This window comes from Pseudomonas sp. S3_E10 (genome assembly GCF_054667615.1).
Genome location: NZ_CP162743.1, coordinates 1,375,401 through 1,392,140 on the forward strand (window position 1 = coordinate 1,375,401; position 16,740 = coordinate 1,392,140).

At 60.9% G+C, this 16,740-nt stretch carries 16 protein-coding genes and 1 pseudogene; 10 read left to right on the forward strand and 7 right to left on the reverse strand.

Translation table 11 applies throughout. The annotated features are described in order from the left end of the window. Positions 1-10: 10 nt before the first annotated feature. Genes bufB through AB4N98_RS06120 form a run of 3 tightly spaced genes read left to right on the forward strand, consistent with a single transcriptional unit; the run spans position 11 to position 2,144 of the window. Positions 11-889: an MNIO family bufferin maturase gene (bufB, locus tag AB4N98_RS06110; RefSeq protein ID WP_017529641.1), complete on the forward strand. Its 879-nt coding sequence runs from the start codon at positions 11-13 to the stop codon at positions 887-889. Next, positions 886-1,662, forward strand: coding sequence for an HvfC/BufC N-terminal domain-containing protein (locus tag AB4N98_RS06115; protein ID WP_116078315.1), 777 nt, complete (start codon positions 886-888; stop codon positions 1,660-1,662). Before bufB ends, AB4N98_RS06115 begins: the two co-directional genes overlap by 4 nt. Continuing rightward, a complete protein-coding gene (locus tag AB4N98_RS06120; RefSeq protein WP_017529643.1) occupies positions 1,659-2,144 on the forward strand; it encodes a DoxX family protein in 486 nt (161 codons plus the stop codon). The genes AB4N98_RS06115 and AB4N98_RS06120 overlap by 4 nt, the downstream gene beginning before the upstream one ends. On the opposite strand, the gene AB4N98_RS06125 is transcribed toward AB4N98_RS06120, so the two are convergent. Further along, entirely contained in the window at positions 2,141-3,049 is a 909-nt protein-coding gene (locus tag AB4N98_RS06125) for a LysR family transcriptional regulator (protein ID WP_017529644.1), read from the reverse strand. The two genes, AB4N98_RS06120 and AB4N98_RS06125, sit on opposite strands and share 4 nt — an antisense overlap. Before the next feature lie 103 nt (positions 3,050-3,152). Between AB4N98_RS06125 and AB4N98_RS06130 the strand changes: the two genes are divergently transcribed. The 3 genes from AB4N98_RS06130 (at position 3,153) to AB4N98_RS06140 (ending at position 6,240) form a co-directional block, all read left to right on the forward strand. Then, a complete protein-coding gene (locus AB4N98_RS06130) occupies positions 3,153-3,752 on the forward strand; it encodes a short chain dehydrogenase (RefSeq protein ID WP_065877138.1) in 600 nt (199 codons plus the stop codon). A 95-nt stretch (positions 3,753-3,847) separates the two neighbouring features. After that, positions 3,848-4,519, forward strand: coding sequence for a COG3650 family protein (locus AB4N98_RS06135; protein WP_017529646.1), 672 nt, complete (start codon positions 3,848-3,850; stop codon positions 4,517-4,519). Between the two features lie 107 nt (positions 4,520-4,626). Beyond that, positions 4,627-6,240 carry an NAD(P)/FAD-dependent oxidoreductase gene (locus AB4N98_RS06140; protein ID WP_017529647.1) on the forward strand — a complete coding sequence of 538 codons (1,614 nt, stop codon included), beginning with the start codon at positions 4,627-4,629 and terminating at the stop codon, positions 6,238-6,240. Between the two features lie 57 nt (positions 6,241-6,297). Here the strand turns inward: AB4N98_RS06140 and AB4N98_RS06145 are convergent, their stop codons facing one another. Continuing rightward, positions 6,298-7,392 (reverse strand): PLP-dependent cysteine synthase family protein, encoded by a 1,095-nt coding sequence (locus tag AB4N98_RS06145; RefSeq protein ID WP_065877140.1) that lies wholly within the window; start codon positions 7,390-7,392, stop codon positions 6,298-6,300. 216 nt (positions 7,393-7,608) lie between these two features. On the opposite strand from AB4N98_RS06145, the gene nhaA reads away from it, so the two are divergent. The 3 genes and pseudogenes from nhaA (at position 7,609) to AB4N98_RS06160 (ending at position 10,168) form a co-directional block, all read left to right on the forward strand. Beyond that, on the forward strand, positions 7,609-8,784 hold the full coding sequence (gene nhaA, locus AB4N98_RS06150) for a Na+/H+ antiporter NhaA (RefSeq protein WP_017529649.1): 1,176 nt from the start codon (positions 7,609-7,611) through the stop codon (positions 8,782-8,784). A 365-nt stretch (positions 8,785-9,149) separates the two neighbouring features. Beyond that, positions 9,150-9,542, forward strand: a pseudogene (locus AB4N98_RS06155) (S-type pyocin domain-containing protein); the annotation flags it as partial. Between the two features lie 290 nt (positions 9,543-9,832). After that, positions 9,833-10,168 carry a hypothetical protein gene (locus AB4N98_RS06160; RefSeq protein ID WP_065877141.1) on the forward strand — a complete coding sequence of 112 codons (336 nt, stop codon included), beginning with the start codon at positions 9,833-9,835 and terminating at the stop codon, positions 10,166-10,168. Positions 10,169-10,243: 75 nt separating this feature from the next. Here the strand turns inward: AB4N98_RS06160 and AB4N98_RS06165 are convergent, their stop codons facing one another. Then, entirely contained in the window at positions 10,244-10,708 is a 465-nt protein-coding gene (locus AB4N98_RS06165) for an outer membrane lipoprotein (RefSeq protein ID WP_003189251.1), read from the reverse strand. 155 nt (positions 10,709-10,863) lie between these two features. On the opposite strand from AB4N98_RS06165, the gene AB4N98_RS06170 reads away from it, so the two are divergent. Then, positions 10,864-11,109, forward strand: a complete 246-nt coding sequence (locus AB4N98_RS06170; protein WP_065877142.1) for a hypothetical protein — start codon at positions 10,864-10,866, stop codon at positions 11,107-11,109. 50 nt (positions 11,110-11,159) lie between these two features. On the opposite strand, the gene pdxH is transcribed toward AB4N98_RS06170, so the two are convergent. The 4 genes from pdxH to AB4N98_RS06190 all read right to left on the reverse strand — a co-directional run bounded on the left by pdxH (position 11,160) and on the right by AB4N98_RS06190 (position 16,661). Further along, the gene (pdxH, locus tag AB4N98_RS06175; RefSeq protein ID WP_116078319.1) at positions 11,160-11,807 is read right to left on the reverse strand and encodes a pyridoxamine 5'-phosphate oxidase; all 648 of its coding nucleotides are present in this window, start codon (positions 11,805-11,807) and stop codon (positions 11,160-11,162) included. 27 nt (positions 11,808-11,834) lie between these two features. After that, positions 11,835-12,992 carry an OmpA family protein gene (locus AB4N98_RS06180; protein WP_135196486.1) on the reverse strand — a complete coding sequence of 386 codons (1,158 nt, stop codon included), beginning with the start codon at positions 12,990-12,992 and terminating at the stop codon, positions 11,835-11,837. A gap of 143 nt (positions 12,993-13,135) precedes the next feature. Then, positions 13,136-14,281 carry an EstA family serine hydrolase gene (locus AB4N98_RS06185; protein WP_017529653.1) on the reverse strand — a complete coding sequence of 382 codons (1,146 nt, stop codon included), beginning with the start codon at positions 14,279-14,281 and terminating at the stop codon, positions 13,136-13,138. 82 nt (positions 14,282-14,363) lie between these two features. Continuing rightward, positions 14,364-16,661, reverse strand: a complete 2,298-nt coding sequence (locus AB4N98_RS06190; RefSeq protein ID WP_460149312.1) for a beta-galactosidase — start codon at positions 16,659-16,661, stop codon at positions 14,364-14,366. Between the last annotated feature and the right edge of the window lie 79 nt (positions 16,662-16,740).

The following is a 16,740-nucleotide window of genomic DNA, read 5'->3' on the forward strand; positions in this document are numbered from 1 at the left end:
CTGAGCACCGATGATGCCCCGTTCATCCCCGACAGCCGTCTCCCAGGCCCAGGCGCCCGGCCTCCCCTCTCGGGCGGGGCTGGGGCTCAAGCGCGAGCACTTCAGCGAAGTGCTCCATACCTGCCCCGACATCGGTTTTTTTGAAGTGCACGCCGAAAACTATATGGTGGCCGGCGGCCCGTTTCATCACTACCTGGGGTTGATCCGCGAGCAGTACCCGCTGTCATTGCACGGCGTGGGCCTGTCCATCGGCGGCGAAGGCCCGCTGAATGCCGAGCACCTGACACGTTTGAGCAGGCTGATCGAGCGCTATCAACCTCAGTCCTTTTCCGAACACCTGGCCTGGTCGAGCCATGGCGAGGTGTTTCTCAATGACCTGCTGCCCCTGGCCTACGACGCCGATACCCTGGACCGGGTGTGCGCCCACGTCGACCAGGTACAAAGTGCCCTCAAGCGACGGATGCTGCTGGAAAATCCGTCTACCTACCTGCAGTTCCAACGCTCCACCCTGGACGAAACCGAGTTTCTCAGCGAGATCATCCGACGTACCGGTTGCGGCCTGCTGCTCGATGTAAACAACGTGTATGTGTCGTGCATCAACCATCAGCGCGACCCGTTGGCCTACATCAACGCCTTGCCACTGCACGCGGTGGGTGAGATTCATCTGGCCGGTTTTGCCGAAGACACCGACAGCCTGGGTGATCGCCTGCTGATCGATGATCACGGCGCGCCCGTTGCCAGCACCGTATGGCATCTGTACGAGCAAGTACTGGCGCGCATCGGCCCGATGGCCACGCTGATCGAGCGCGACAACCACGTGCCCGCCTTCGGTGTATTGATGACCGAAGCCCGGCGGGCCGAATGGCATCTGACGCAGGCACGCTCATGAGCGTTCAAACCATATTTGCCAACGCCTTGTTGGCGCCCGACCAGCCTTGCCCCGACGGCCTGTTCAGCAGCAACGGAGCCGACCCGCAAAGCCGCTTTGCGGTGTACCGCAACAATGTGCACAGCTCATTGATCAACGCATTGGTGGCTGCTTACCCCGTCACCCTGCAACTGGTGGGCGATGATTTTTTTCGCGCAATGGCCAGCGTTTACGTACAAACATCGCCACCCGGCAGCCCGTTGATCAGCGAGTACGGCAGCACATTCGCCGATTTCATCCAGGGCTTCAAACCTGCCGCCAGCGTGCCTTACCTGGCGGACATCGCACGCCTGGAGCGCCATCGAGTGCGCGCCTATCACGCAGCGGACGCCCGGCCACTCGACCCGCTCAGCGTGCTCCAGCAACTGCAAGGCTCAACAGACCTCGGGCAACTGCGCCTGCAACTGCACCCGTCCCTCGCCACGCTCACTTCGCCCTACGCCATTGTCGCGATTTGGGCAGCGCACCAGGTCGAGGGCGCCGTGGCCACCTTGAACCCCTGGCATGCTCAAGCCGCACTGGTCTTGCGCCACGGGCTGGAGGTCAAGGTGTTTGCCATCGACAGCGGCGCGGCGGCGTTTATCGACAGCCTGAACCAGGGCACGGCATTGGAAATGGCCGTGGCGCAGGCCCTCGAAGCCTCGGCCGACTTCAACCTGCAGCAATGCCTGTCGCTGCTGATCAGCCACGACGCCATCACTCAACTCCTTCCAGAACAAAAGGTATCGCTATGAATATCCGCCCTTCGTGCCTGATCAAACAGGTCATCGCCGTTTTCGAAAAAATCCCCTACAGCCTGATCGCCTTTATCGCACGGTTCTCCATTGCCGCCGTGTTCTGGAAGTCCGGGCAAACCAAGGTTGAAGGTTTTGCCATTGACCTGGTCAGCGGCACCTTCCAGCTCGGCGAACCCAGGCTTGCCGCCTCCACCTTGCCGCTGTTTCGCAGCGAATACCACGTGCCGTTGCTGTCGCCGCAGGTGGCCGCGCATATGGCGGCATTCGCCGAACACTTCTTCCCGGTGCTGATCCTGGTGGGGTTCGCCACGCGCTTCTCGGCCCTGGCCTTGATCGGTATGACACTGGTCATTCAGCTATTCGTCTACCCCGACGCTTACCCCACCCACGGCACTTGGGTCGCCTTGATGCTGCTGTTGGTCGCCAAGGGACCGGGGCGTTTGTCCATCGACCAACTGATTGCACGCCGCTATCGCTAAAGCCGATCCAACGCCTCGCCGCTGCGCTTGAACCAATCCACCAGGTAGTCTGCCAGCACTTGGGTGCGACGCGGCAACCCCCCTTGATAGGGATGCACCAGGTACATCGGCAGGCTCCGCGTCTGGTAATCACGCAACAGCCAGCGTAATCGGCCGTCAGCCAACTCCGCCGGCAGCACGTAGGACGGCAGGCGGGCGATACCGGCGCCCACCAAGGCGGCCTTCTTCAACAAGTTGTAATGGTTGGAGGCGAACGTGCCGCTGACCCGCACGCGCAATAGCTCATGCTGTTGGTGATACAGCCACTCTTCGCGGCCACTGTAGTGGCTGTTGAGCAGGCAGTTGTGGGCGGCCAGGTCGGCGGGAGTCTGGGGTTCGCCGTACTGGTCCAGATAGGCCGGGCTGGCACAGGTCATTTCGTGCCAGGCCAGCAGCGGCCTGGCCACCAGGCGCTGGTTTTCAAGCGCGCCCGAACGCACCCCCAGGTCAAAACCGTCCCGCGCAAGGTCGCGGTAGCTGTTGTTGAGTTCCAGCTCGATCTGCACCTGGGGGTACTGCCTGGAAAATTCCAGCAACAACCCATCGAAGAATGTATCGCCTAACGAAACGGGAACTGTCATACGCACCGGCCCGGCCAAATCATCCTTGAGTCGCGCCAAGGCCTGACGGGCGCGATCCACCTGTACCACCAGCGCCTGGGCCTGCGGCAACAACGCCGCGCCGGCTGCCGTGAGGCTCAGTTTGCGGGTGGTGCGATGCAGCAGCACCACGCCAAACTGCGCCTCCAACTGGCTGATGCGCTTGGACAACTGCCCTTTACTGCAGCCCAGTTGCTCGGCCGCCACGGTAAAGCTGCCGGCTTCGATAAGCACGGCAAAGGCTGCCAGGTCATCCATCTCGCTCATGGATTGTTTCCAATTGAAAACCAAAGGTTGCCTATTAGCACGTTTATCCACCTGAAAAGCCACCCTAGACTGGACCCTCATTGACCCCTGGAGTAACTGCATCATGAAAATTCTATTGATTGGCGCCAGCGGCACCGTCGGATCGCAGGTCAAGGCGGAACTGGCCCAGCGTCACGAGGTGATCAGCATCGGCCGCAACAGCGGTGACTTTCAGGTAGATATCAGTGACAGCGCCTCGATCCGCAAACTGTTCGAACAGACCGGTAAGTTCGATGCCCTGGTGTGTGCGGCAGGCCGCGTGAATTTCGTGGCACTGGGCGACATGAGCGAAAGCGATTTCGAGCTGGGCCTGCGTGACAAGCTGATGGGCCAGGTGAATCTGCTGTTGATCGGCCGCGAATACGCCAACGACGGTGCGTCGTTCACCTTGACCAGCGGCATCCTCAACCGTGACCCGATTCGTACCGGCGCGTCGGCCGCGCTGGTCAACGGCGCAATCGACGCTTTTGTGAAAGCGGCCGCGATCGAACTGCCACGGGGCTTGCGCGTCAATGCCGTCAGCCCGACGGTGCTGGTGGAGGCCATGGGCAGCTATGCACCCTATTTCCGCGGCTACAAACCGGCCAGCGGCGCCGATGTGGCCTTGGCCTACGCCAAAAGTGTGGAAGGCTTGCAGACGGGTCAGACATTCATCGTGGGTTGAATGCCACGTCTGTCAGAAACGCCTGAAGCTGGCAGGCGGGCTTGTGATGCATCGCCAGCCTGCGTAACGTGGCGGCACTTGTCTGGAGACCCCTTATGCGTGCCGTCCGTACCCTCGCTTTATGTGCCTTGCTTCCTTTGTTCGCCGCTTGCCAGATGTTCGAAAGCGAGCCGGCCAAGCCGTCTACCGTCGGGCTGACCCGCATGCAGGGGCAACTCACGGCGGTCGGTGGCAAGCTGTTGTTCCAGCCGTGCCGCGATCAGCGCAACTACTTGGTCAAGGACACCGGCGGCACCAACATCCTGCAGGAAGCGGCCTCTTTGGCCGGCCAGCAAGGCGTGCTGTTTGCCGATCTGCGCGGCAAGTTTTCCGGGGTCGCCGCCGGCACCCAGGGCGAAGTGGAGCTGCAGCAGTTGTACCGTGTCGAGCGGTCGACCGCGGCCTGTGACGATCCGGACTTCAAACGCATGATCCTGCGCGCCAATGGCCACAAGCCAGCCTGGGCAATGAACGTGACGGCCAAGGGCATGGTGCTGGAGCGCGAAGGCCAGCCACCCCTGGCGGTGCCTTATGTGGAAGAGCAAATCGGTGACGGCCGCTTCAACCTGATGACCGAAGCCGATAACCAGCACATTGAGCTGTGGGTGGCCCCGCAACGTTGCGTCGACAGTGTCAGCGGCAGCCTGCAACACATGACCGCGCAGTTGCGCGTCAACGGCCAGGTGCAGCAGGGCTGCGCGGCGTTTGGCGGTTCGCGCGACGACTGAATCGGCCCTGCGCTGTTTTAACATGACGGAAACCGGCCATTGGGGCTTATAATCGCCGGTTTGCTAAAACAGCCGGCATCGAAGCCCGCCGCCTACCGGATCCCGTCATGTTACGAATCACCGAACTCAAGCTGCCCATCGACCATCCCGAAGAAGACCTGCGGCCCGCCATTGTGCAGCGCCTGGGCATCGCCAGTGATGACTTGCTCGATTTCACCCTATTCAAGCGCAGCTACGACGCCCGCAAGAAAACCTCGGAGCTGTGCTTCATCTACACCATCGACCTGAACGTAAAGGGTGAAGCCGCCCTGCTGCTCAAGTTTGCCGATGACCGTAACGTCAACCCGGCCCCGGACATCAGCTACAAAGTGGTGGGCCAGGCGCCGGAAGGTCTGGTCGAGCGGCCGATCGTGGTGGGTTTTGGCCCCTGCGGGATCTTCGCCGGGCTGCTGCTGGCGCAAATGGGCTTCAAGCCGATCATCCTCGAACGCGGCAAGGAAGTGCGCCAGCGCACCAAGGACACCTGGGGCCTGTGGCGCAAAAGTGTGCTCAACCCTGAGTCCAACGTACAGTTTGGTGAAGGCGGCGCCGGCACCTTCTCCGACGGCAAGCTCTACAGCCAGATCAAAGACCCGAAATTCCACGGCCGCAAAGTGCTGCACGAGTTCGTCAAGGCCGGTGCGCCGGAAGAGATCCTCTACGTCAGCAAGCCGCATATCGGTACGTTCCGCCTGACCGGCGTAGTGGAGAACATGCGCCAGCAGATCATCGCCCTGGGTGGCGAAGTGCGCTTCGAGCAGCGGGTTACCGACGTGCTGATCGATGATGGCCAGTTGAATGGCGTGGTGTTGGACAGCGGCGAACAACTCCTGTCCAGGCACGTGATCCTCGCCTTGGGCCACAGCGCCCGCGACACGTTCCGCATGCTGCACAGCCGTGGCGTGTACATGGAGGCCAAGCCGTTCTCGGTGGGCTTCCGTATCGAGCACCCGCAGTCGCTGATCGACGCGGCACGCCTGGGTAAATACGCCGGGCACCCGAAACTGGGCGCCGCCGACTACAAGCTGGTACACCACGCCAAGAACGGCCGCTCGGTCTACAGCTTCTGCATGTGCCCGGGCGGCACGGTGGTAGCCGCCACCTCCGAGCCGAACCGCGTCGTGACCAACGGCATGAGCCAATACTCGCGTAACGAGCGCAACGCCAACTCGGGCATCGTGGTCGGCATCACACCTGAAGTGGACTACCCAGGTGGCCCGTTGGCAGGTATCGAATTGCAGGAACGCCTGGAGTCCCACGCTTATATCCTCGGCGGCAGCAACTACGAGGCCCCGGCACAGCTGGTGGGTGACTTCATCGCGGGCAAGCCATCCACGGCCCTTGGCAGCGTGGAACCGTCCTACAAACCGGGCGTTTCGTTGGGCGACCTGGCCCTGGCGCTGCCGGAGTTCGCCATTGAGGCGATCCGAGAAGCACTGCCGGCGTTCGAGAAACAGATCAAGGGCTACTCGCTGCACGATGCAGTATTGACGGGCATCGAAACGCGCACCTCCTCGCCGCTGCGGATTACCCGTAACGAATCGATGCAAAGCCTGAACGTGAAAGGCCTGTTCCCGGCCGGTGAAGGTGCCGGCTATGCCGGTGGGATTCTCTCGGCGGGTGTCGACGGGATCCGGATTGCCGAGGCGCTGGCGCGGGATATGTTGGGTATCGAGGCGTGAGAAACGCCGCATGTTGAATGTGGGAGCAAGCCTCCCACATTTGGTTTTGCGTTGTTTTCAGATATTCGCGCGCAGGATGCTATCCGGCAATGGCTCGCCCCGCTCCACGCTGGCCGCAACGGCCGCGATCAACCCTGGCAGCGCATACCCCTGCGCCGCCAACCACGCCTGATCGTAATAGGTAGTGGCATACCGCTCGCCGCCATCACACAAGATCGCCACGATCGAGCCCGACTCGCCGGCGGCTTTCATCTGCTGCGCCGCCATCAACGCGCCGATCAGGTTGGTCCCGCTGGAACCACCGACCCGGCGCCCCAACCGCTCGGCCAGGTAATGCATGGCCGCCAATGACAACGCATCCGGCACCTTGACCATTGCATCGATCACCTTCGGCAAAAACGACGCCTCGACCCGTGGCCGGCCAATGCCTTCGATCCGTGAACCACAGTCCAGGCGCAGGCTGGCATCACCCGTCTGGTAGTAATCAAAAAATACCGACCGCTCGGCATCGGCGCACAACACGCGCGTGCAATGCTGGCGATAACGCACGTATCGACCGAGGGTGGCCGTGGTGCCGCCCGTGCCGGGGCTGGAAATCAGCCAGCTCGGCTCGGGATGCCGTTCAAAACGCAGCTGCTGGAAGATCGACTCAGCGATGTTGTTGTTAGCGCGCCAGTCGGTGGCGCGTTCGGCGTAGGTGAACTGGTCCATGAAGTGACCACCACTTTCCTGCGCCAAGCGTTCGGATTCGGCGTAGATCTGCGTCGGATCCTGTACCAGATGGCTCTTGCCGCCATAGAAAGCAATCTGTGCGATCTTTTCCTGGGACGTGGTGGCGGGCATGACGGCAATAAATGGCAGGCCGAGCAGCCGTGCGAAATACGCTTCGGAAATCGCGGTAGAACCGCTGGACGCTTCGATCACGGGCGCTCCCGGCTTGAGCCAGCCATTGCACAGCGCGTACAGGAACAGCGAGCGGGCCAACCGGTGTTTCAGGCTGCCGGTGGGGTGGCTCGACTCGTCCTTGAAATACAACTCGATGCCAGGCAAACCCGGCAGCGGCAAGGGGATGAGGTGTGTATCGGCGCTGCGCTGGAAGTCGGCTTCAATGATGCGAATGGCTTCGCGGGCCCAGGGACGGTGGTCGCTCATAAGGGGGATCTCTAAGGATTTTCAATCAGAATTTTAAGATGTTTCCAACACCGCATACCGATACAGTAACGACTCAATTGGTCACACAATTGCCGGGCCAAGGCGCAACGCCAAATCTGTCCATTTTTATAACAAATAAGAATATAACTTTTGTTTTAACAACTAACGGTACGGGTTAGGGTACCCACCTATTGAATCCGGATTGGAGAGCATCCCTTGGCTCTGCGTAGCACGTTCACCCGTTTCTTCCAGCTGGAAGCCGCCAGCGGTCTGTTATTGATCGCCGCCGCCGCTCTCGCGCTGATCGTCAACAACTCACCGTTGTCACACCTGTACGCCGCGTTTCTGGATGTACCGGTGGTGGCGCAGATTGGCGCGCTGAAAATCGCCAAGCCGGCCCTGCTGTGGATCAACGATGGCCTGATGGCGCTGTTCTTCCTGCTGATCGGCCTGGAGGTCAAGCGCGAACTGCTCGATGGCCACCTGTCCAAACCATCCCAGGTTGTCCTGCCTGGCGCTGCCGCCATCGGCGGTATGGTGGTGCCGGCGCTGATCTACTGGGCCATCAACAAAGACTATCCCGCCGCGCTCTCGGGCTGGGCGATCCCGATGGCCACCGACATTGCCTTTGCATTGGGCGTGCTGGCGCTGCTGGGCAAGCGTGTACCCGTGTCGCTGAAACTGTTCCTGATGACCCTCGCCATCATCGATGACCTTGGTGCGATCATCGTTATCGCGGTGTTTTATTCCGCCGATCTGTCCGGCGCGGCCCTGGCGGGTGCGGGCGCCTGCCTGGTGGCGTTGATCGCGATGAACCGCCTCGGTGTGATCAAGCTCGGCCCCTACCTGATCATCGGCCTGATCCTGTGGGTGTGTGTACTCAAGAGTGGCGTCCACGCCACACTGGCCGGCGTGACGCTCGCGTTCTGCATTCCGATGCGCACCAAAAACGCCGAGACCTCACCGCTGCTGACGCTCGAACACGCCCTGCATCCGTGGGTGGCCTATGCCATCCTGCCGCTGTTCGCGTTTGCCAATGCCGGCGTATCCCTCACCGGCGTCAGCCTCGATAGTTTCACCCATCACGTCCCCATGGGCATCGCCGCCGGCCTGCTGATCGGCAAGACCATCGGCGTATTCGGCCTGACCTGGCTGGCCATCAAGACCGGCCTCGCGGCATTGCCCAGCGGCGCCAGCTGGGGCCAGGTGTTCGGCGTGGCGATCCTGTGCGGCATCGGCTTCACCATGAGCCTGTTCGTCGGCTCCCTGGCGTTCGTACCGGGCGCCAGCGAGTTTGCCGGCGAGGATCGAATGGGCATCCTGACCGGGTCGATACTGGCGGCCTGTATGGGTTATGCGGTAACGGCGATGGCGAGTCGCAAAAAAGCCTGACCGTTTGCAGGAGCCGGCAAGCCGGCTCCTGCTTCATCCGATTCCTCCCTCTTTAGCAGTTCCTTCCTACACCCACCCTCCTCGGCTTGCTCTAACGTCAGCACCCGGCTTCTACGCCGGATTTCGTTAAGCATCACGCCAGGAGGGCAAATGGCAAACAACAAGGACGTATTTAAAGTCTGGCGGTCCTACGGCACGGGTACCGGCGGATATCGCCGACTTGAACCCATGACTGAGGCTGAGTCAGCGGCCTGGACGGCAATCCGGCAACAAGCTCAACGAGAATCGATCGACCGTCAGATTGCCGAAGACGCGTACTTTCAGGTTGAATCGCCACCGCCTGAACTGCCCAAGGTGGGGTGCGTGAATTGCGCTCCATGGCCAGGGCGCGCACTCGGGTACGCCTGCATATCGAGCAACGCGACGACGGCACGCTCAAGGGGTATGCCTTCTATACCGGAAAAAATCCCGGCTGGGAGATGATCGACGTCGTGCAGTTTGAGGTATCCGACACGCAGTACATCGCCCACTTGGGGGATGGCATTGAGCTGATCTGGACACCCGCCGCAGACACCGCCGATACACTCGGAATACCAGCACTGGAAGCGGCGCCATCGACACCACACATATGGGTGTATCCGCCGACCGAAAAAGCCGCCGCTATCATCGTGGACCCGATTTATCCGCCTGAGTACAGGGATTTCATTCTTGTCTTCCCGGCGGACTCCGGTGTCAGGCCCCTGTATGTCGTTGTGAGCTGGAAGTATGAGGATGCGCCTTATCACAGCAAGAAGGGCAACTCGGTTAAAAGTAAAAACCCCACTAACGGCCTGGACGCTTTGAACGACTCAGTGTTGGTCAAGCCTGGAGAGCCTCGCCGGATAGGTATTGACCCGCATACGAAGGAGTTTGTGATTGTTGACAAGTCAACAGATGACACTTTTCACGGCCACGTACGACCATGGAGCGCACTTAACCAACATATGAAAAACGCATTGATAAGGGCTGGAAAAACTAACCGCAAAGGAAAAGTCCTAGGAGACCTGAAATGAATATGCGCTATCACGATCCTGACTTGACTCACGATGAATCAGTGACTGATCTTGCCACTGGTGACGTAAGCAAAGTCACCACAGCACTGATTTCAGTGGGGCTCAACGAAACCGATTGTACCTGGGCACAAAGCGTTTGCTTACAACATATGCGTGACGACAACGAAGACATCGCGTCAGCTGCCATAGTTGCCATAGGCCACATTGCACGTCGATTTGGGACATTGGACATGGACAAGGTAATGCCGGCACTGCAACAAGCTATGCGTAAATGCCCTGCGCTCAGCGGTGTCATTGGAAGTGCAATGGATGACATCGAAATGTTTACCTGACACCTTCCGAAAAGCCATTCAACAAAAACCCCAACCGGTCACCCGGTTGGGGCTTTGTGTTTCTACAACCGATGTTCAGCGAGTAACGCGGCTGGTGCCGTCGACGGTCATGATGCGCACGCGGTCGCCAATGCGGAAGATTTCATTTTCCTGCACGGCCTGTACGTAGGCGCGCATGCTGCCGTCGTCTTCACGAACGGTGATTTCCACGCCTTGTGTGCGGGTCAGGCCTTCTTCGGTGGCCGAACCCAGCAGGCCGCCGGCAACGGCGCCGATCACGGCAGTGACGATACTGCCACGGCCACCGCCAATGGCGCTGCCGCCCACGCCACCAATGACAGCACCGGCCGCGCCGCCGATTGGGGTCTTGGTGCCTTCGATTTTCACCGGACGCAGGGATTCGATGGTACCCATGCGCACAGTCTGTACACGACGCGCTTCATCACGGGAGTACGAGTCGCCGGTCAGACTCGAGGCGCAGCCACCCAACAGCAAGGACAGGGTGGTAAAGCAGGCAACCAGTAAAACGGACTTACGCATAGCATCAACTCCAAAGGACAGGTATTCATTAGACGCTGCGGCTTGACGCCTGTCACGGCAAGCGCGGCAGAAAATTGCTTTCATTCAGCCTTAGTACAGACTGCCAGCACCAAAAACCTCGACGAACGGTAGCACTCTTCTCAACAGGGACGTTCATGGATTACTTCATCATTGTAGTCACTACTCTAGCCGGCCTGTATTTCCATGGCTGGCTGTACCTGCGGATCAAACGGTGGGTAGACCGCGACCTCGCACTGTCTCTGGCCGGCGATGATCCGCTCAAGCGGGCCTTCATGCTGCAACAGTTGGAGCAGGCTCGCACCTTGAAAATCAAACGCGGCGACTTGCCGGGCTGGCTGAAAAACGCCGCGCAGCACTACACACCCGATGCCTCGTTATAGAGACGTCGGGGTGATGTGCATCATTCAGGTGAGGTGACGAAAGGTGCCGCTCAGGGCGCCAGGCGCTCGCGGGTCCAGTCGGCCCCTTGCAGGCGGTAGTTCAGGCGGTCATGCAGGCGACTGGCGCGGCCTTGCCAGAACTCGATGCGCTCGGGCAACAGGCGATAGCCACCCCAATGCTCGGGGCAGTCAGGCTGGGTATCGCTGAAACGCTGTTCGGTGGCCTTGAGCAAGTCTTGCAGTTCTTCACGGTCACGAATGACCTGGCTCTGCGGCGACGCCCAGGCCCCCAGACGGCTGCCCAGTGGGCGGACCTGATAATACGCGTCCGACTCTTCGGGCGTGACCTTGACCACCCGCCCTTCGATACGCACCTGGCGCTCCAGGGTCGGCCAGAAAAAGGTCATGGCCGCAAACGGCCGCGCCGCGAGCTGTTGGCCCTTGGCGCTCTGATAGTTGGTGAAGAAGGTAAAGCCCTGCGCATCCAGGCCTTTGAGCAACAGGATACGGCAGTGCGGGCGACCGTCCTGGTCGACCGTGGCCAGGGTCATGGCGTTGGCTTCCACCGGCGGCTGCTCGGTGTTCACCGCATCGGCAAACCACTGGTGGAATAACGCAAACGGCTCGCTCGGGGCCTGGGCCTCGCTCAAACCGTCCCGTGTGTAGTCACGGCGCATATCGGCCAGTGCCTGAGTCATGCGGCTTTATCCTTCTGGTTCAGCAAATCAGTTTTTTGCCTGGTCGTTCGCCGGTGCATCGGCCTTGGCTTTGGCCGGCGCGGGTTTCTTCGCTGCTGGCTTGGCCGGGGCCTTCTTGGCGGCTGGTTTGGCGGCGGCTTTCTTGGTGGTTGCCTTGCTGGCGGCGGCCTTTTTTGCCGGGGCTTTTGCAGCCGGTGCCGGGGCGGGAACGTTCTGCACCGCGACCATTTCAGCCACAGGCGGGGTCTTGCCCGAGTTGTACTTGCTCAGCAACGCCAACATGGTGCTGCGTTGAGTGAACATGATTTCCATGCGACGGTTCAGGGCACGGCCCTGGGAGCTGTCGTTGGCGGCACGCGGCATCAGGTCCCCCATGCCACGCAGCATCAGGCGATCCTGCTTCAGGCCGCTGAGGCTGAAAATCGAAGCGATGGATTGCGCGCGCTCCTTGCTCAACGCCTGGCTGGCTGGCGCCGTGCCAGTGGCATCGACGTGGCCCAGAACCAGAACGGCGGTTTTCGGGTCGGCTTCAACCGCCTTGGCCACGCGTGTGAACGGACCGAGGGTAACCGGCAGCAGCATGGCCGGACGCTTCGGGTTGTAGGAACCGTCTACCGGAGCAATGACCACCAGCACGTTGTCGCGACGTTCCAGTTGCAGGTTGCTGTCCTTGATGGCGGCGCGCAGGCGCGGCTCATAGTCATCCAGCCAGGCCTGGGTGATTTTCGGGTCAGGCATCGGCACGTTGGTCACATCGACCTTGGCCAGTGGCTTGGGTTTGCTTTCGAACGGCCACCACCAGTGGGTTTCAGTCTCGTTTTTGGCAGCGGACGGGGCTGGCTCGGCGGCCTTCAGATCGGCCTTCAGGTCAGCCTTGGCGTCAGCGGCCTTTTCATCAGCGGTTTTGGAACCAAACGGCCACCAGCTGGAGCCGGTGTCGGTTTTCGCGGCCGGCGCTACGGCTGGAGCGGGAGCGGCGGTGGCGGCTACCGGTGCGGCAGGCTTGGCGCCAGCGGCGGGCTTGGCATCCGGCTTGGCGTCGGTTTGGGTGACTGCGTCCTTGGTAACGGCCTTATCAGATCCAAATGACCACCAATGCCCACCTTCGGCATCATTTTGTGGCGTTTGTGCGCAGCCGGTAATGGTGAGGCAAAGAGCCAGTGCCAAGGACTTGTTCGATAACATGAGATATCCACAAAATGAGAAAAGAAACGGGGGTCTGGATGACCCGTTAAACAGACGCTTACAGAACTTTAAAGTTACAAAATTTCGTTCAGCGCCTTCTTATAGTTGCCTTTGTAACAAAAAATTGTGAAACAGCAAGGGGTTTACAGACAACCGGCCAATATTCCGACCAACTTCTGCGCGCGCGGGTCCATAAGTACATAGGGTCCCAATGTATTAGTTACGAAACCAAAGGCTACATCATGCTCCGGGTCGGCAAACCCGACCGAACCACCCGCGCCAGGATGCCCGAAAGCACGCGGGCCAAGGCCGAACGTCGCATTGGGCAACTGCGGTTGGTCCAACATGCAGCCCAGGCCAAAACGGGTGTTGGTCAATAATGTTTTGTCCGGCCCGATACTGTGTTCACGGGTCAACTCTTCGAGCATGTCGGCTTCAAGCAAACTACCGTCTAACAAACCACTATAAAAACCGGCCAGGCTGCGTGCATTACCGTGACCATTTGCCGCCGGCTGCTGCATGCGTCGCCATTCTGGCTTATTAGTACTGGTCAGAATGGACGGTGGGTTGGCAAATGCCCGCGTCGTCATTGCAGTCGGCTCACGCATCATTACTTGCAGTAAACGTTGCGCAGCTTCGTCGCCCATGTTGCCTTTGCTACGCGCTATATGGGCTACGCGATGAAACTCTGCGTCCGCCAGCCCCACATGAAAGTCCAGCCCCAGCGGGCGTGCCACCCGCGCCACGATGGACTCACCCGGCCCACACCCGTCAGCGCGGCGCAGCAATTCACCGACCAGCCAGCCGTAAGTGATGGCCTCGTAGCCATGGCCCTGGCCCGGCGTCCACCACGGCGCTTCGGCGGCCAGGGTATCGACCATCAACTGCCAGTCATAAAGGGCTTCGGCGGGCAGCATCTCGCGGATCGCCGGCAACCCGGCCTGGTGGCAGAGTAACTGGCGCAGGGTGATGGCCTCTTTGCCGGCTGCGGCGAATTGCGGCCAATACCGGGCCACCGGCGCGTCCAATTGCAGTTTGCCCTCGGCCACCAGTTGCAGGGCCGTGACGGCGGTGAAGGTCTTGGTGCAGGAGAACAGATTGACGATAGTGTCGCTGTGCCAGGCCTCGGCGCCGTCCTTGTCAGCGGTACCGGCCCACAGGTCGACGACCGTCTCACCGCCGACCTGAATACACAGCCCGGCGCCACGCTCCTGCGGGTCATCGAACAACGCGGCGAACGCTTCACGCACCGCTTCGAACTGGAGCTCGTAATGACCCTGAACCTGCACCTAAGCCCCCTCGAAAAACACCATGAAAAGTGGCCGACATTGTTCCAGCCCTGGTGGGTTTTGTGAACCCGTCAACGCGCAATCAATGGCCATTTCCCGAATGCCCGCCGGCGTGCCCGGCGCCCTGCCCCGCGCCTTGGCCTGCATGCCCCGGCTTGCCGCCCTCGCTTTCGCGAACCACGTCGGCGGCCTGGGTTTTCTGCGCTTGCCTACCCAGTTGATCGACCGCCGCCAGGTTGCTTTTGCGCACGCTGTCGACAAAGCCCTGATACGGCACATCGGTAATGCCCACCAGGCCGAAGTGTCCGTTTTCCCCGTCAAGCAAACGGCCGGTCACCGGCTGGTCCAGGTACTGGAACCAATGCACACCGACAATCGACGGTTCGGCCATGGCCTGCTTGAGGAAGTTGGCGTACGCCACGCCGCGATCGTCTTCCTTGGCCAGTTGGGTCACGCCGCCCCAGAACGGGCCACGATCGGCCGAGCCAAAGTTGAACTCAGTGATCAGCACCGGCTTGTCCAGTGCGCGCAGCGCCGCGAAGTCATAACCGTCCTGTGGCTTGAGGGTGTACATGTTGAAGCTCAACACGTCGCAATACTGTGCGCAGGAAGCAACCGCTTCCGGGGTGCTCACCGCGTAACGACCGCCCAGCAGCAGCTGATTGGGGGCATGCCACTTGAGCGAATCGGAAAGGGTCTTGAAGTAAGCGTCGGCGAAGGTCTTCTGGAAGTATTTGAAGTCCGCTTCGATTTCCGGGTGCTCAGGGCTAGGCATCGGTGGCTCGAAACCGGGATCTTCCATCAGTTCCCAGCCCGCCAACTGAATGCCCCAGGCTTTCGACAAGCCCGCTTCGTTGCGGTACTTGTCGCGCAATTGCTTGAGAAACGCACGCTTGGCCGGTACGTCGGTGGTCATGCGCAACGTACCGTAGGCCAAGGCGTAACGGGATTTGGGGTCATCACCGGGGCCGGCCCAGGCCAGTTCGTTATCGGCAAAGAAGCCGATCAGCCACGGGTCATCACGATGATCGCGGGCGGCAATGGCCACGGCGCGCTCGGTGGCCATGGCGAAGCGCGGGTCGAACGGGTCGGGCATGCCGCCCCACCAATCGGTGCCGGTACTGATGCTGGTGTAGTCGCCGACGATCGACAGCGGCAAGGTGTAGGGCACGCGGTCGGCGGCGGCCAGCGCATCGTCGCTCCAATTGCCGACGGTGTTGAAACCCCAGGCTTGCAGACGGTCGAGGGTATGGCTGACCCAACGTTTCGGGTCGAAGCCTTCGCCACCATAGGTGCGCTGCAGGTTGGCCGCATAAAAGTCGTACCAACGGCCGGCACCGAAACTGCGCCCTTCGCCCGCACCATTACCGGTGCGGTTGTCGCCGCTGCCGTAATACTTGTCGAACGGCTCACCGGCCTTGGGCAATGCGGCAAACATCCACTCACGGCCGGCTACGTAGGTCTGGCTGTTGTCCGGGGCCACGGTATTGACGCCCAGGGAATAAAACGGATGGCCCAGCGGAGTTACCAGGTACCAGCGACCGTCGCGCTTTTCGGTGCGGAAGAACCCGCTGGCCTTGAACGCCGGGCCCTTGCTCCAGCCACCGTATTGATCCAGTGAGGATTTGTCCCGCGCGGCCAGCCAACCTTGGAGCTGGGTGTGTTCCCTGGCTGCGGCGGCCTTGAGCTGTTCGTCGCTGCTGACCTTCTCGGGCCAACGCGCACGGGTAGATTGCCCGTAAGCATCCACCAATTCGCTGTAGGCCGCCTTTAGCACCGGCTCACTGTCCTGCACGCCAAAGCGCTCCAACAGAATGCTCTGGGCCGCGTTGGGCTTGAGCATCGACAAGGTCACCGAGACCACCTGGCTGCGGTCGATTTCACCGGCGCTGGCGGCCAGCAACACGCGTTGGCCATCCACGGTGATCGGCATCGGCGGGCCGGCTTTCATGCCCTGGCTCAGTGGTGAGTTGGCTTGTAACGGAACCAGCAGGGTCTGGGCCGGACCGGCCGGCAGGTCGATGCGACTGACCAACGTTCGGCCGTCATTGCTCTGCACCTTGACGTAGAGGGTCAATGCCCAGTCCATGGCACTCTGGATCCGCAGGCTCATGGCACCGGACTGCGACCAGTCCCACACGCCGCTTTGCGGGCTGAGCACCAGGCTCGGCTCGGCGGCAGGGTTGAACGTGATACGACGAAGCACCTCGCCTTCAGGGGTTTGTTCGGCGTTGTATTGCGGCAGGCTGGCGTCCTGGGTCGCCACCTTGACCACATCGGCAGGCCGGACGAAGTTGAACAGCGTTTGTTGCCCGGCGGGCGCGGCCATCAAGGGCGCCGCGAACAACAAGGCAAAAAGGGCGGGCAGCGTGCGAATCATACGAGCAAGGTTCTCCCAGAGGGCCGATGAATGGCCTGATGAACGACATGAGATAGACCACGAAGTGGGCGAAACCGCC